Origin of the sequence: Bradyrhizobium sp. NAS96.2 (genome assembly GCF_001908235.1) — a bacterium.
Lineage (GTDB): Bacteria > Pseudomonadota > Alphaproteobacteria > Rhizobiales > Xanthobacteraceae > Bradyrhizobium.
The window spans coordinates 1-13,126 of record NZ_LGHK01000228.1; the positions used below are offsets into that span (position 1 = coordinate 1).

The 13,126-nt window shown below is 65.5% G+C and carries 16 protein-coding genes and 1 pseudogene; 3 read left to right on the plus strand and 14 right to left on the minus strand.

Annotated features, from left to right (window positions below; genetic code table 11):
- Positions 1-167: 167 nt before the first annotated feature.
- From AC628_RS36105 to AC628_RS36115, 3 genes are all read right to left on the minus strand, one after another.
- A complete protein-coding gene (locus tag AC628_RS36105; RefSeq protein WP_074131451.1) occupies positions 168-1,445 on the minus strand; it encodes an RNA polymerase sigma factor in 1,278 nt (425 codons plus the stop codon).
- Positions 1,442-1,810, minus strand: coding sequence for a YciI family protein (locus AC628_RS36110; RefSeq protein ID WP_050419610.1), 369 nt, complete (start codon positions 1,808-1,810; stop codon positions 1,442-1,444). The genes AC628_RS36105 and AC628_RS36110 overlap by 4 nt, the downstream gene beginning before the upstream one ends.
- A 163-nt stretch (positions 1,811-1,973) precedes the next feature.
- Positions 1,974-2,261 carry a hypothetical protein gene (locus AC628_RS36115; RefSeq protein ID WP_074131452.1) on the minus strand — a complete coding sequence of 96 codons (288 nt, stop codon included), beginning with the start codon at positions 2,259-2,261 and terminating at the stop codon, positions 1,974-1,976.
- Positions 2,262-2,350: 89 nt separating this feature from the next.
- Here AC628_RS36115 and AC628_RS36120 point away from each other — a divergent pair, with 89 nt between their 5' ends.
- A complete protein-coding gene (locus tag AC628_RS36120; protein ID WP_074131453.1) occupies positions 2,351-3,316 on the plus strand; it encodes a 2-hydroxyacid dehydrogenase in 966 nt (321 codons plus the stop codon).
- A gap of 235 nt (positions 3,317-3,551) precedes the next feature.
- Here AC628_RS36120 and AC628_RS36125 read toward each other — a convergent pair whose 3' ends face one another.
- From AC628_RS36125 to AC628_RS36140, 4 genes are all read right to left on the minus strand, one after another.
- Positions 3,552-4,043: an SRPBCC domain-containing protein gene (locus AC628_RS36125; protein ID WP_143201994.1), complete on the minus strand. Its 492-nt coding sequence runs from the start codon at positions 4,041-4,043 to the stop codon at positions 3,552-3,554.
- The gene (locus AC628_RS36130) at positions 4,024-4,428 is read right to left on the minus strand and encodes an ArsR/SmtB family transcription factor (protein WP_074131455.1); all 405 of its coding nucleotides are present in this window, start codon (positions 4,426-4,428) and stop codon (positions 4,024-4,026) included. The genes AC628_RS36125 and AC628_RS36130 overlap by 20 nt, the downstream gene beginning before the upstream one ends.
- 98 nt (positions 4,429-4,526) lie before the next feature.
- Complete coding sequence (locus AC628_RS36135; RefSeq protein ID WP_074131456.1) at positions 4,527-5,174, minus strand: dihydrofolate reductase family protein; 648 nt, start codon at positions 5,172-5,174, stop codon at positions 4,527-4,529.
- Between the two features lie 90 nt (positions 5,175-5,264).
- Positions 5,265-5,924 (minus strand): TetR/AcrR family transcriptional regulator, encoded by a 660-nt coding sequence (locus AC628_RS36140; protein WP_074131457.1) that lies wholly within the window; start codon positions 5,922-5,924, stop codon positions 5,265-5,267.
- A 93-nt stretch (positions 5,925-6,017) separates the two neighbouring features.
- On the opposite strand from AC628_RS36140, the gene AC628_RS36145 reads away from it, so the two are divergent.
- Positions 6,018-6,662 (plus strand): glutathione binding-like protein, encoded by a 645-nt coding sequence (locus AC628_RS36145; protein ID WP_074131458.1) that lies wholly within the window; start codon positions 6,018-6,020, stop codon positions 6,660-6,662.
- A 220-nt stretch (positions 6,663-6,882) separates the two neighbouring features.
- Here AC628_RS36145 and AC628_RS36150 read toward each other — a convergent pair whose 3' ends face one another.
- From AC628_RS36150 to AC628_RS36180, 7 genes are all read right to left on the minus strand, one after another.
- Complete coding sequence (locus AC628_RS36150; protein WP_074131459.1) at positions 6,883-7,350, minus strand: nuclear transport factor 2 family protein; 468 nt, start codon at positions 7,348-7,350, stop codon at positions 6,883-6,885.
- Between the two features lie 80 nt (positions 7,351-7,430).
- A complete protein-coding gene (ybgC, locus tag AC628_RS36155; RefSeq protein ID WP_021076499.1) occupies positions 7,431-7,880 on the minus strand; it encodes a tol-pal system-associated acyl-CoA thioesterase in 450 nt (149 codons plus the stop codon).
- 168 nt (positions 7,881-8,048) lie between these two features.
- Positions 8,049-8,966 carry a metallophosphoesterase gene (locus AC628_RS36160; RefSeq protein WP_074131463.1) on the minus strand — a complete coding sequence of 306 codons (918 nt, stop codon included), beginning with the start codon at positions 8,964-8,966 and terminating at the stop codon, positions 8,049-8,051.
- 262 nt (positions 8,967-9,228) lie between these two features.
- Positions 9,229-10,278, minus strand: coding sequence for a Holliday junction branch migration DNA helicase RuvB (gene ruvB / locus AC628_RS36165; RefSeq protein ID WP_074131460.1), 1,050 nt, complete (start codon positions 10,276-10,278; stop codon positions 9,229-9,231).
- The gene (gene ruvA, locus AC628_RS36170) at positions 10,275-10,892 is read right to left on the minus strand and encodes a Holliday junction branch migration protein RuvA (protein WP_074131461.1); all 618 of its coding nucleotides are present in this window, start codon (positions 10,890-10,892) and stop codon (positions 10,275-10,277) included. Before ruvA ends, ruvB begins: the two co-directional genes overlap by 4 nt.
- A gap of 295 nt (positions 10,893-11,187) precedes the next feature.
- Positions 11,188-11,715, minus strand: a complete 528-nt coding sequence (gene ruvC / locus AC628_RS36175) for a crossover junction endodeoxyribonuclease RuvC (protein ID WP_074131462.1) — start codon at positions 11,713-11,715, stop codon at positions 11,188-11,190.
- A gap of 226 nt (positions 11,716-11,941) precedes the next feature.
- Complete coding sequence (locus AC628_RS36180) at positions 11,942-12,688, minus strand: YebC/PmpR family DNA-binding transcriptional regulator (RefSeq protein WP_029077590.1); 747 nt, start codon at positions 12,686-12,688, stop codon at positions 11,942-11,944.
- Positions 12,689-12,891: 203 nt separating this feature from the next.
- On the opposite strand from AC628_RS36180, the pseudogene AC628_RS36185 reads away from it, so the two are divergent.
- Positions 12,892-13,126, plus strand: a pseudogene (locus tag AC628_RS36185) (methyl-accepting chemotaxis protein); the annotation flags it as partial.

Here is a 13,126-nt window from a genome sequence, read left to right on the forward strand (position 1 = left end):
GCTCCGCCGCGTGCGCGGCTCCGCGTCGCACAGCAAACGGCGCAGACAGCACCACGATGACCGGATATTGTCAGCCATCAGCCCGGTCCAATATGTCAGGCATCAACCCGGTCGGACAGCGCGGGAAGTCTCTCAGCCTGGGCTTGAAAGACAGAAGCTGTGCGCAGCTACTTCGCCTTCACATTGCGCGGCTGGCTGTCGCGCATCAGGCGGTCGATGTGCATGCGGATGTGGGCGGCCTCAGCCGTGGTGTTGGCGAGCGCGATGGCGCGGTCGAAGGCGATTCGCGCCTCCTCGTTGCGGCCGAGCTGCATCAGAAAGGCGCCGCGCACGCCGAAATAATGGAAGTAATTCGAAAGCCGCGGCGCCAGCGGCTCGATCATCTCGAGCGCGGCTTCCGGCCCCTTCACCTTGGAGACCGCAACCGCGCGGTTGAGCGTGATCACCGGCGACGGCTGCATGACCTCGAGCGCGCCGTAGAGCAAGTCGATCTGGGTCCAGTCGGTATCCTCGGGCTTTTCCGCGCGGGCGTGCAGCGCGGCGATCGCGGCCTGCACCTGATAGGGCCCGCTACGGCGGTGACGCATCGCCTTGTCGATCAGCGCTGCGCCCTCGGCGATCAGCTTCTGGTTCCACAGGCTACGGTCCTGGTCGTCGAGCAGGATCACCTGGCCGTCGGCATCGAAACGTGCCTCGGCGCGGGCGTGCTGCAACAACAGCAGCGCGGTCAGCCCCATGATCTCCGGCTCGCTCTGGAACAGCCGCAGCAGCAGACGGGCGAGGCGGATCGCCTCCTCGCACAGCGGCGAGCGGATCTCGGCGGTGTCGCCGCTCGCCGAATAGCCCTCGTTGAAGATCAGATAGATCATCGCCGCAACCGAGGCGAGCCGCTCGCTGCGCTCGACCGCGCCCGGCGTCTCGAACGGCACATTGGCGTCGGCGACGCGCGCCTTGGCCCGCGTGATGCGCTGCTCCATCGCGGCTTCCGACACCAGGAAGGCGCGCGCGATCTGCTTCACCGTGAGGCCGGAGACGATGCGCAGCGCCAGCGCGATCTGCTGGGTCGGCGGCAGGTCCTTGTGACAGCAGATGAACAGCAGCCGCAGGATGTCGTCGCGGTAATGCGAGCCGTCGAGCCGCTCGGCGATCTCGTCCTCGGCGTCGTCGAGGTCGGAGATCGCCCGGTCGTCGTCGGGCAGCGCCTCCTGCTTCTTGCTGCGCCTGATGTCGTCGATCGCGACATTGCGGCCGACCATGATCAGCCACGACGCCGGGTCGCGCGGCGGGCCGTTCTGCGGCCAGCTCTTCAGCGCCCGCAGGCAGGCGTTCTGGAAGGCTTCCTCGGCGGTATCGAGATTGCGGAAGTAGCGCAACAATGCGCCAACCGCCTGGGGACGCGCCGACGTCAGCGCGGCATCGATCCAGGCGGTGTCGGTCACGCTCACGTCTTGGCGCTCCCCGGAGTGAAGTAGCCGACCGGGCGGATCTCATAGGTGCCGCCGGGATTGGCCTCGCCGAGGTCGCGCGCGATGTCGAGCACCTCGTCGAGGTTCTTGCCCTCGACCAGATAGAAGCCGAGCAGCTGCTCCTTGGTCTCGGCGAACGGGCCGTCCAGCACCAGCGGCGGGTTTTCCTTGCGCAGCGTGGTCGCGGCCGTGGTCGGCAACAGCCGCGCCACCGGGCCGAGCTTGCCCTGCTTGGCGAGCTTGTCCTGCACGACGGACAATTTCTGCATGACCGAGGCGTCGTGCTCCTTGCTCCAGGAACCGACCATGTCTTCGTCATGATAGCAGAGGATGGCGTACAGCATCGAAAAGGCATCTCCGTTCATTGCAAGAACGAACGATTATGCCCGCTGCCGACAGGCGGAGCGAAAGAAATTTCGGTTCCGGATGCCAGCGATGGATTTGGCCGAAGCTTGCGGTGAGCCTCCGGTCGCGGCGATCGCGATCACCGCGACGAGGATGCTGCGATCACCAGTAGACACCGTAGCGGGCGGCGATGCGGCGCGCCCTGGCTTCGTCGCTCTCCCGGCGGCTGGTCTGACTCCGCTTCACCGGACGCGACGCCTGCGGCCGCGGGGCCTCGGCCGGCTGGGCCTGCGACGGCGCCGGCTGGGCCTCGGCCTGACCAGGAGCAACGGCCGGTTGCGCCAGAGCGGGTGTATCGGCGTTTGCGAGCACGAGGCCACGGCTCTGGCCTGCCTGCGCCGTGGCGGCAGTGGCTGCGATGAAAGCCGCGATCAGGATCAGCTTGCGCATGGAAGTTCTCCCCTGATGATGGCAGGAGACTAGGGAGCGGGCCGGTCCCGCTCTGTGATATATGTCACATTGAAATTGGAGGTATCCGGATGGGTAAGGGCGCACTGGCGCTGCTGATCAATGGCGGCTCGGAAAACTGGTCGTCGGCGCGCTGGAAGGCGCGGTTCGACACGGTTTGCCCGGACCGCCCTGTGGTGCTGCTGCCGGACGGCGCACTCGATCCCACCGAGGTGCATTACGCCGCGGTGTGGAAGCCGAAGCCGGGCGAGCTCGCTTCATTCAAGAACCTGCGCGTCATCTTCAACCTTGGCGCCGGCGTCGACGCGCTGCTGGCCGACCGCTCGCTGCCCGACGTGCCGCTGGTGCGGGTCTCGGTCTCCGATCTCACCGACCGCATGACCGAATATGTCGTGCTGCATGTGCTGATGCATCACCGCCAGGAGCTCTATCTGCGTGAGTCGCAGCGGGCGAAGCGCTGGGCGCCGGATTATCAATGGGCGGCGAGCGCGATCACCGTCGGCGTGATGGGCCTCGGCACCCTTGGCGCGGCCTCGGCGCAAGCGCTTCGCGCGCTCGGCTTCCGCGTCGTCGGCTGGAGCCGCAGCGAGAAGCGGATCGACGGCATCCGTTGCTATCACGGCACTGAGGGGCTCGACGCATTCCTGCGCGCGACCAACATCCTGGTCTGCCTGCTGCCGCTGACGCCGGATACGCGGCATGTGCTGAACCGCGATGCATTCGCCAAGCTGAACCGTGATAGCCCGCTCGGCGCGCCCGTCATCATCAATGCCGGCCGCGGCGGCTTGCAGAACGAGGCCGACATTCTGCGCGCGCTCGAGGACGGCACGCTGGGCGCCGCCTCGCTCGACGTGTTCGAGACCGAGCCGCTGCCGGAGGCGAGCCCGTTCTGGAGCCATCCGAGAGTGGTACTGACGCCGCACAACGCCGCCGACACCGACGCCGACGAGATCTCGAAATACGTTGCGGCGCAGATCGCGCGCTTCGAGCAAGGCGGCGAGCTGGAGAACGTGGTCGATCGCAAGCGGGGGTATTGAGGCCAGCGCGTAGCCCGGATGCAGCGAAGCGAAATCCGGGGTCTTTGCAGCGGACAAACTGCTCCCGGATTGCGCTTCGCTCCATCCGGGCTACGAAATCGGCGACTGCTGGAATCACATGCGAGCGTCATTGCGAGGAGCGAAGCGACGAAGCAATCCATGCCACCGCAAACGCGGACGGACAGATGGATTGCTTCGCTTCGCTCGCAATGACGGATGAGAGATAACGGGCGCCTCAGCCCATCTCGGCAACCACCTCGGCGAGCCGCTCGTAGGCGGGCGCGACGCCCTTATCGATGCCGGAGTTGAGGTGGCCGTCACGCGCCTCCTTGGTCGGATGGCGGATCGTGGTGGTCAGCGTCGTCGTGCCGCCTTCCTCGACGAAGGTCGAGATGACGAGATATTCCTCGCTGGTGAAGCCCGGCATCGAGAACGTCTCGCCGAATGCCAGCCGCTCCGGACGCACCACTTCGCGATAGGTGCCGGTGAGTTCATGCTCGATGCCCTCGGACGACCGGAACACGAACCGATAGGCGCCACCGACCCGCAGGTCGACTTCGCACACCGGCATCGTGAGCTGCTCGCAGCCAAGCCAGCGCACCAGGTATTCCGGCTTGGTCATCGCATCGAACACGAAGCGCCGCGGCGCGTCGAACTGGCGCGTCATCGCGAATTCGAAATCCGATGGGGTGGTGATCTTCAGCGTCTTATCCACGCGTGCGTCCACGTTGCTTCTCCTTCTGCACTCTGACTTTACGGTTACTGCGCGGCGGGGCCTTTGCGGCCTCCTCCGCCTTCATCTCCTCGAGCAGACCGTCGAGGCGGTTGAAGCTCTCGTCCCAGAAGCGGCGGAAATTCCCGAGCCAGCCATCGACCTCCTTGAACGAGGCCGGCGCGATCCGGCACGGCCGCCACTGCGCCTCGCGCCCGCGCGAGATCAGCCCTGCATGCTCGAGCACCTTCAGGTGCTTGGAGATCGCCGGCAGGCTCATGTCGAACGGCTTTGCCAGCTCCATCACCGAGGTCTCGCCGAGCGCGAGCCGTGCCAGGATCGCGCGCCGGGTCGGATCGGCCAGCGCCGCGAAGGTCGAACTGAGGGGGTCGAGCGGCATGTACTTAGCTCATCGGTTAAATAACCTTTGGGTTAAATACGCCTGAGCAGCGCCCGCGTCAACGGCCGTTTTTGGCCGCTGGCGCGAGCGTGCGCGATCTACGGCTTGCGCGCGAAGGTGACGTGCGTGGCGTTCGGGCTCGCGACGTGTGAGACAACGGCGTAACCGAGCGCGGGCAGATCGATGCCGGCGAACAGATTCTCGCCGGCGCCGAGCAGCACCGGCGATAGCGCCAGCTGCACCTCGTCGAGCAGCCGCGCCTGCAGGAATTGGCGCACCAGCGACACGCCGCCGCCGACCCGGATGTCCTTATCCCCCGCAACGGCACGCGCGCGCTCGAGCGCGGCGTGAATGCCATCGGTCACGAAGTGGAACGTGGTGCCGCCTTCCATTTCGATGTCCGGCCGGGCGTGATGGGTCAGCACATAGGTCGGCGTGTGATACGGCGGGTTGTCGCCCCACCAACCCTTCCAGGCATGATCCGGCCACGGCCCGCGGATCGGGCCGAACATGTTGCGCCCGAGGATCCAGGCGCCGATATTTTCCATCGACTTGCGCGCGATCTCGTCATCGAGGCCGGTGCTGCCGCCGTCCTGGCCGAAGGTCTGGCGGAACGTTCGCGTCTGGAGGAACCAGCCGGGCAACACCATGCCGCCTTCGCCGAATGGATTTTCGAGGCTCTGACGCGGTGCTGCGCCAAATCCGTCGATCGAGACCGAGAATGCTGAAGTCCTGACTTTTCCCATGAGATTCCGCTTCCTTGAGTGGGGAGACCTTACGGAAGACGGGTAGGAAAACCAGCACCCGACATTTGCTGCTAAAGAATTTCGCCGCTTCTATTTGGCCCGGCACATCAGGTCGATGGCGCCATTGACGATCGCCTCGAGTTCCCGGCGCGGCACGCGGGCGCGGGCACGGATCGCGATGGTGTGGATGGTAGCGGAGGCAAGATGCGCCAGCGACGCCGGATCGGCGCCCTCTGGCAGCTCTCCCCGCTCCTTGGCATGGCGGAAGCAGATGCCGAACGCCTTGTCGAGCTCGGTCAGGCCCTCCACCACCATGTTGCGGATGTCAGGATCGGACACCGCCTCGGACGCAGCCGTCATCACGGTGAAACAGCCGCGCGGGCCGGACTCGCCGGAGAGATAGATGTCGAGCGCGATGCGATAGATGCGCTCCAGCCGCTCGCGCAGCGGCGCATCGGCACGGAAGATGTCGACCATCGCGGCGCGCGCGTCGTCGCGATAGCGCTGGTAGCTCTTGATGTAGAGCTCGCGCTTGTCGCCGAACGCGCCATAGAGGCTCGGCCGGTTCATGCCGGTCGCCGCACTCAAATCATCGAGCGAGGTCGCGGCAAAGCCGTCGCGCCGGAACAGATCGAGCGCCTTGCCGAGCGCGACGTCCGGCTCATAGGCGCGCGGCCGCCCACGCCGCTTCGGCGCGACGGGCGCTGCGATTCTGGCAGCAGATGGCGGCCTCTTACTTTTTTGTACCATTTCGCATTAAATTCCTTGACGCGACTATTATTATCCAAGACAGTACAAAAATCAACAACGGCCGGACACCCGCGCCAGACACTGGAGGCACCCATGGACCTTTATTTCTCGCCGCTCGCCTGCTCGATGGCGACCCGCGTCGCGCTCTATGAAGCGGGCCAGCCGGCCAACTATCTCGAGGTCGACCCGAAGACCAAGCAGGTGCGCAACGACGGCACCGACTTCAACAAGGTCAACCCGCTCGGCCTGGTGCCGACGCTGCGCACCGACGACGGCGTGGTGCTGACCGAGAACGCGGCGATCCTGCAATACGTCGCCGACCAGTTCCCGCGGGCCGGCCTCGGCACCGCGTCGAACGCCGAGCGTTCAAAGCTGCATCAATGGCTGTGCTTCATCGGCACCGAGCTGCACAAGGGCCTGTTCCTGCCGCTGCTCGACAAGAAGGCGCCGCCGGAGGCCAAGGCCTATGCTCTGGAGAAATACGTCTCGCGGCTCGACTATGTCGAGGATCATCTGAAGGGCCGCGACTACCTGCTCGATCATTTCAGCGTCGCCGACGCTTATCTCGTCACGGTGATCAACTGGACCATGGCGACGCCGCCGATCGAACTTTCGAAATGGCCGGCGCTGAAGGCCTACTACGAGCGCCTGCGCGCGCGGCCTTCGGTCGCGAAGGCGGTCGCGGAAGAGTTCGAGCTCTACAAGGCCGAGATCGCGCGGCACAAAGCGGCGGCGTAAGGCACATTCTCGTTTCGAACGTGACGGCGCCCCCGAGCGGGGCGCCGTCCATCCTTCGAGGCTCGCTCCGCTCGCACCTCCAGCGATAACGGCGAAGCCGTTACGCGGGGATGACGGGGGCTGCGCTCGCAGCAAATCGAGCCGCTTGCGAATATCCATCACCGTCATGCTGAGGTGCGAGCGGAGCGAGCCTCGAAGCACGACGGCCCAGCTTTCACTGCTAGAACGGCTCCTGCCCTAACCCCGGCACATCGGCGGGACGCGGGCCCGGAGCCGGCCAGTGGAAGCGGCGATCCTTCTCTGAGATTGCGATGTCGTTGATCGAGGCTTCGCGGCGGCGCATCAGGCCGTGCTCATCGAACTCCCACTGCTCGTTGCCGTAGGAGCGAAACCAGCTGCCGGCGGCGTCATGCCATTCGTACTGGAAGCGCACCGCGATCCGGTTGCCGTCGAAAGCCCAGAGATCCTTGATCAGGCGATACTCCTGCTCCTTCTCCCATTTGCGGGTCAGGAAGGCCACGATCGCCTCGCGGCCCTGAAACACCTCGGAGCGATTGCGCCAGCGGCTGTCCTCGGTGTAGGCGCCGGCAACCCGAACGGGGTCACGCGAATTCCAGGCGTCCTCCGCCATGCGCGCCTTCTGCGCGGCGGTCTCGCGGGTGAAAGGTGGCAGCGGCGGGCGTGACATCGGCGATCCCTCGTTGTTACCGGCGCAAATCTAGCGCAGCGCCGCACAGAGTCGATGGGGCGTTTCCTATCGCCCGATAGCTAGGCCAGATCGGCCTTCATCAGCGCACGGATGGACTTCGGAATCGGCTGCGCTCTGCCCTGGCTGACGAAGGCAACGCGCACCTGCGCCTTCACAAGCACGTCATCGCCGCGCCGGACCTCCTGCGCGAGCATGATGGAGGCGCCCTTCACCGCGATCGGCCAGGTCACGACGTCGAGCATGTCGTCCATCCGCGCGGGCTTGAGGAAGTCGAGCGTCATCGAGCGCACGACGAAGGCGAAGCCGCCGGTTTCCTCCTGCGCCTCCTCGAACAGCGCGTTCTGTTCAGCGCCCATCAGACGGAGATGATTGGTGCGCCCGCGCTCCATGAAGCGCAGGTAATTGGCGTGGTAGACGATGCCGGAAAAGTCGGTGTCTTCGTAATAGACGCGCACCTGCATATGGTGCCGGCCATCGCGGATCGCGCCGTCGATATGGGGTAAGGTCAATTTGCGGCCCCTCGATTGCGTTAGAGCGCGATGAATTCAGATCGATTCATCATCGCGCTCCAGCTTGTTGTTTGCGCATGATCTTTCGGAAAACCGCGTCGCACTTTTCCGGATCATGCTCTGGAACAACAATCGTGTTGCGCAAATTCCTCGATCACGCAAGCGCGATCAGGACACCACCGGTCCCCTGGCGCCGAGCGTGACCTGCACGATCTCGGGAGGCACGCCGAGGCGGAACGGCATGATGCTGCAGCCGAGGCCGCCGGAGACGACGACGTCGCATTTCAGCTTGATGTGCCCATAGGCAAGCCGCATGCCGTGCTTCACGGGCACCGCCGGCGACCAGCCGAGCAGCCGGATCTGACCGCCATGGGTGTGGCCGGACAGCTGCAGCGCGACGCGCGAGGGCACGCGGAGCGCAACATCAGGCTCATGCGCGAGCAGGATCACCGGCGCATCGTCGGTCACCTTCGCGAGCGTTCCGTTGAGATCGTCGACGCCGATGCGCCTGATCTCGCGATAGCGCCGCGCCGCCATGAAGGCGAGCTGGTCGCCGAGGCCGGCGAGCCAGAACGGGCGGTTATCCTTGACGAGCCGCACCGCGTCGTTCTCGTAGACCGGGATGCCCGCGCGCTCCAGCGCGCGGCGCGCGACCGGCGTGCCCTGCCCCAGGCGCTGCACCGTCTTGTCTTCCCAGTAATCGTGATTGCCGAGCACCGCATGCACGCCGAGCGGCGCCTTCAGGCCCTTGAGCACCGCGGCCCATTCGGACGCCGGAATGAAGCGCGTGACGTGGCGCAGCCCCGCGACATAGTCGCCGAGCAGCACGATGATGTCGGGGTTGAGCGCGTTGGTCCGCTCGACGATCTCGGCGATGCGATCGAGCGACATCCAGGGATCGCAGGCGTGGATGTCGGCGAGCGCGGCGATCCTGAGCGGAAAGTCCGATGGCCATTGCCGCGGCGACAGGTCGTAGCGCGTCAGCGTAAGCCGGACGACCGGCTCGCTGACGCCGTAGGCTGCGGTCGAAGCGGAGGCGGCGGTCAATCCGCCGAAGCCGCGAAGAAAATGACGACGTGAAATCATGGACGTGTGATCGGTGATGCCCAGAGCATGATCCGATTGGATCATGCTCTTGTCCTTTGTCTGGCCGCGTTTTCTTCACGCGAACCGGTGTCCACTTCGCTTGAAAACGCTCCAGGCGATCATAAGCCCTTTGATTGGAGCGAAATTGGGCCCCGTTCGTGCAGACGGTCTGCAGAGATGCCGCAATGGTTAGCGCGCAAGGTTACCGGCAGCGCGATGCGCTGCATCTACACGCCTTTTCACGTCTTCGAGAGCGGAGGACTCAATCCTCGTCGCCATTGCTGCCGAACAGGCCGAACTGCGAGGGATCGCGGTTCGGCTCGGCGAGGCCGAGATGGCGGAAGGCATGCGAGGTCAGCAGTCTTCCACGCGGCGTGCGCTGCAGATAGCCGCACTGGATCAGATACGGCTCGATGATGTCCTCGATCGCATCGCGCGGCTCCGACAGCGCCGCCGCCATGGTCTCGACGCCGACCGGACCGCCGCCATAGTTCAAAGCGATGGTGGCGAGATAGCGCCGGTCCATCGCATCGAGCCCGGCGCTGTCGACCTCGAGCGCGCTCAGCGCACGGTCGGCGATACCGCGATCGACGGAATCGGCGTCCGCAGCGGAGGCAAAGTCGCGCACGCGGCGCAGCAGGCGGCCGGCGATACGCGGCGTGCCACGGGCGCGGCGAGCGATCTCGTTGGCGCCATCCGCGCTCATGCCGATGTTCAGCACGCGGGCGCCGCGGGTGACGATCTTCTCCAGCTCTTCCACCGTGTAGAAGTTGAGCCGGATCGGAATGCCGAAGCGGTCGCGCAGCGGATTGGTGAGCAGGCCTGCGCGCGTCGTCGCGCCGACCAACGTGAATTTCGACAATTCGATCTTCACCGAACGCGCCGCGGGACCTTCGCCGATGATGAGGTCGAGCTGAAAATCTTCCATCGCGGGATAAAGCACTTCCTCGACCGCCGGGCTGAGGCGATGGATCTCGTCGATGAACAGCACGTCGCGCTCTTCGAGATTGGTCAGCAGCGCCGCGAGGTCGCCGGCCTTCGCAATCACCGGACCGGAGGTGGCACGGAAGCCGACGCCGAGCTCGCGCGCGACGATCTGCGCCAGCGTGGTCTTGCCGAGGCCGGGCGGACCGACGAACAGCACATGGTCGAGCGCTTCGCCGCGCTTCTTGGCGGCCTCGATGAAGATCGAGAGATTCTTGCGCGCCTGCGCCTGGCCGACGAACTCCGTCAGCGACTGCGGACGCAGCGCGGTATCGCCGACATCGTCGGAACGGCGTTCGGGAGTGACGATGCGCGAGGGCGTGTTCACTTCGACAATTCCTTAAGCCCCAGCCGGATCAGCTGCGCGGTCTCGGCGCTCTCACCGGCGCTGCGCGAGGCGGCGGCGATGGCGGCGGCGGCCTGCGGCTGGCCGTAGCCGAGATTGACCAGCGCGGAGATCGCATCCGTCACCGGGCGCGGCGCGCGGTTGTTGTCGATTGCACCGGAGAGATGCACCACCGCGGGATCGACATCGGCAAAGCCCGGCGCCTTGTCCTTCAATTCGCTGACGATGCGCTCGGCGACCTTCGGCCCGACCCCCGGCGTGCGCGCCACCGCCGCCTTGTCGCGCAGCGCGATGGCATTGGCGAGATCGGTCGGCGGCAGCGTACCGAGCACCGCGAGCGCGACCTTGGCGCCGACGCCTTGCACGGTCTGCAGCAGGCGAAACCACTCGCGCTCGTGATCGGTGCGGAAGCCGAACAGCTTGATCGCGTCCTCGCGGACATAGGTCTCGATCGAGAGCACCGCAGCGCCGCCCGGCGACGGCAGCGCCTGCAGCGTGCGACCAGCGCAATGCACCTGATAGCCGACACCGCCGACGTCGAGGATCACGTAGTCCTCGCCATAGGAATCGATCAGGCCCTTGAGCTTGCCGATCATCTCGCCACCTCGCACTCGGTGCTCGCACTGCGTTCGAATGCTTCAGTGAGGGACGTACCGGCGGAAGGGTTCCCTCCCCCCTTGCGGGGGAGGGTTAGGGAGAGGGGTAAGCCCCGGGCGCTGACCGCTGGGATATGGCGAGGATCTGACAACCAAGCGCGCGAGATAACTGAGCGCGGTGCGAGCGTTGCTCGCGCACTGCGTCGCGCAGCCGAGCAAGCGGCACCCCTCTCCCCAGCCCTCCCCCACAAGGGGGGAGGGAGCCCGATCAGCGTGCACTCCTCACTTGCGATCCTCATAGATTCGCCACCCTGAGCCGCAGCGCCGCACTTTGGCGGTGATGCGCGTGGGTGATCGCGATCGCGAGCGCGTCGGCGGCATCGGCGGACGGCGGCTCGGCTTTCGGCAGCAGGATCTTCAGCATCACCTGGATCTGGTTCTTCTCGGCATGGCCGGCGCCGACCACGGTCTTCTTGACCTGGTTCGGCGCGTATTCGGCGACCGAGATACCGAACATTGCGGGCGCCAGCATGGCGACGCCGCGGGCCTGGCCGAGCTTCAGCGTGGCGACGCCGTCCTTGTTGACGAAAGTCTGCTCGACCGCGGCTTCCGCCGGCCTGAAGTCGCCGAGCACAGCGGCAAGACCCTCATGGATCGCGAGCAGCCGGCTCGCCAGCGGCAGATCGTCCGGAGGTTCGACCGAGCCACACCCGATATAGACCAGACGGTTGCCTTCAGTCTCGATCACGCCCCAGCCGGTGCGGCGGAGACCCGGATCGATACCGATGATGCGGACGGGAGAGCGAATCGGCTGGACTGTCATGGGGTAGTGATACCGCCTGCGCCGGGAGAACGAAACACAAACGGAAGCTCATCCCCTGCTCCGCGCGTCATCGCACCGTGCTCGTCATCCAACCGTGCTCGTCATCCCCCGCGAAAGCGGGGGATCCAGTACGCCGCGGCTTCTCGATCAAACGCAGGTCTCTGGAATACTGGATCGCCCGCCGTCGCGGGCGATGACAGTAGCGTGTCAGGCGATGACGAGGCTCTTACCCGCCCATCTTCGCGATCAGCGCGTCGGACACCTCGAAATTGGCGAACACGTTCTGCACATCGTCGTGCTCGTTGAGCAGGTCCATGAGCTTCAACAGCTTTTCGCCGGTCTCGTCATCGACTGCGACGGTGTTCTGCGGCTTCCAGGTCAGCGCCGCCTTGCGCGGCTCGCCGAACTTCGCTTCCAGCGCCTTCGCCACTTCGCGGAAGGTATCCTGCGAGGCGTAGACCTCGTGACCGGATTCGCTGGAGACGACGTCGTCGGCGCCGGCCTCGATCGCGGCATCCAGCATGGCGTCGTCGGAGGCGACCTTGGCGTCGTATTCGATGATGCCGGTGCGATCGAACATGAAGGCGACCGAGCCGGTTTCGCCGAGATTGCCACCTGATTTCGTGAAGAAGGAGCGGATGTCCGAGGCGGCGCGATTGCGGTTGTCGGTCAGCGCCTCGACGATGACGGCGACGCCGCCGGGGCCATAGCCCTCGTAGCGGATCTCGTCATAGTTCTCGCCCTCATTGCCGGCGGCCTTCTTGATGGCGCGGTCGATATTGTCCTTGGGCATGTTCTCGGCGCGGGCGGCGACCACGGCGGCGCGCAGGCGCGGGTTCATCGCCGGGTCCGGGGTGCCGAGCTTGGCCGCCACGGTGATTTCGCGGGCCAGCTTGCCGAAAAGCTTCGACTTCTGGGCATCCTGCCGGCCCTTGCGGTGCATGATGTTCTTGAATTGGGAATGGCCGGCCATGCGACGTCTCTTCGGAGCTTAGGGTCTGAACAGGGATGGAAAACGCGGCCTTATAGGCCCCTGGCGGTCAAAATTCAAAGGATCGGCGGGGCCCTTCGGCCCGGGAATACTACCGCAACCCGGAATATGAGGCACTTGTTAACCATGACTTCATGCCCGGATGCGAGGATGGCCCCGTCTCGCCGCAACTTCCAAGAGCTCCCATGGCATTCGGTTTGTTTCGAAAGCAAGTGCCGGAGACGGCCGTGACGGCCGTCGCGTCGCAGGTTCCAGCCGCGACCGCTGCGCCCGACGTCCCGACCGAGACTGATTCGGCCCAGGATTCGGCCAAAGACTCGGCCAAGGAAATCCTCGAACTGCTGGAACTCGAGCTCGGCGCGATGATCCGCCAGCTCGAACGCGCCGCAAGCTCAGTCGCCGACGGCGCCGAGGCGACGG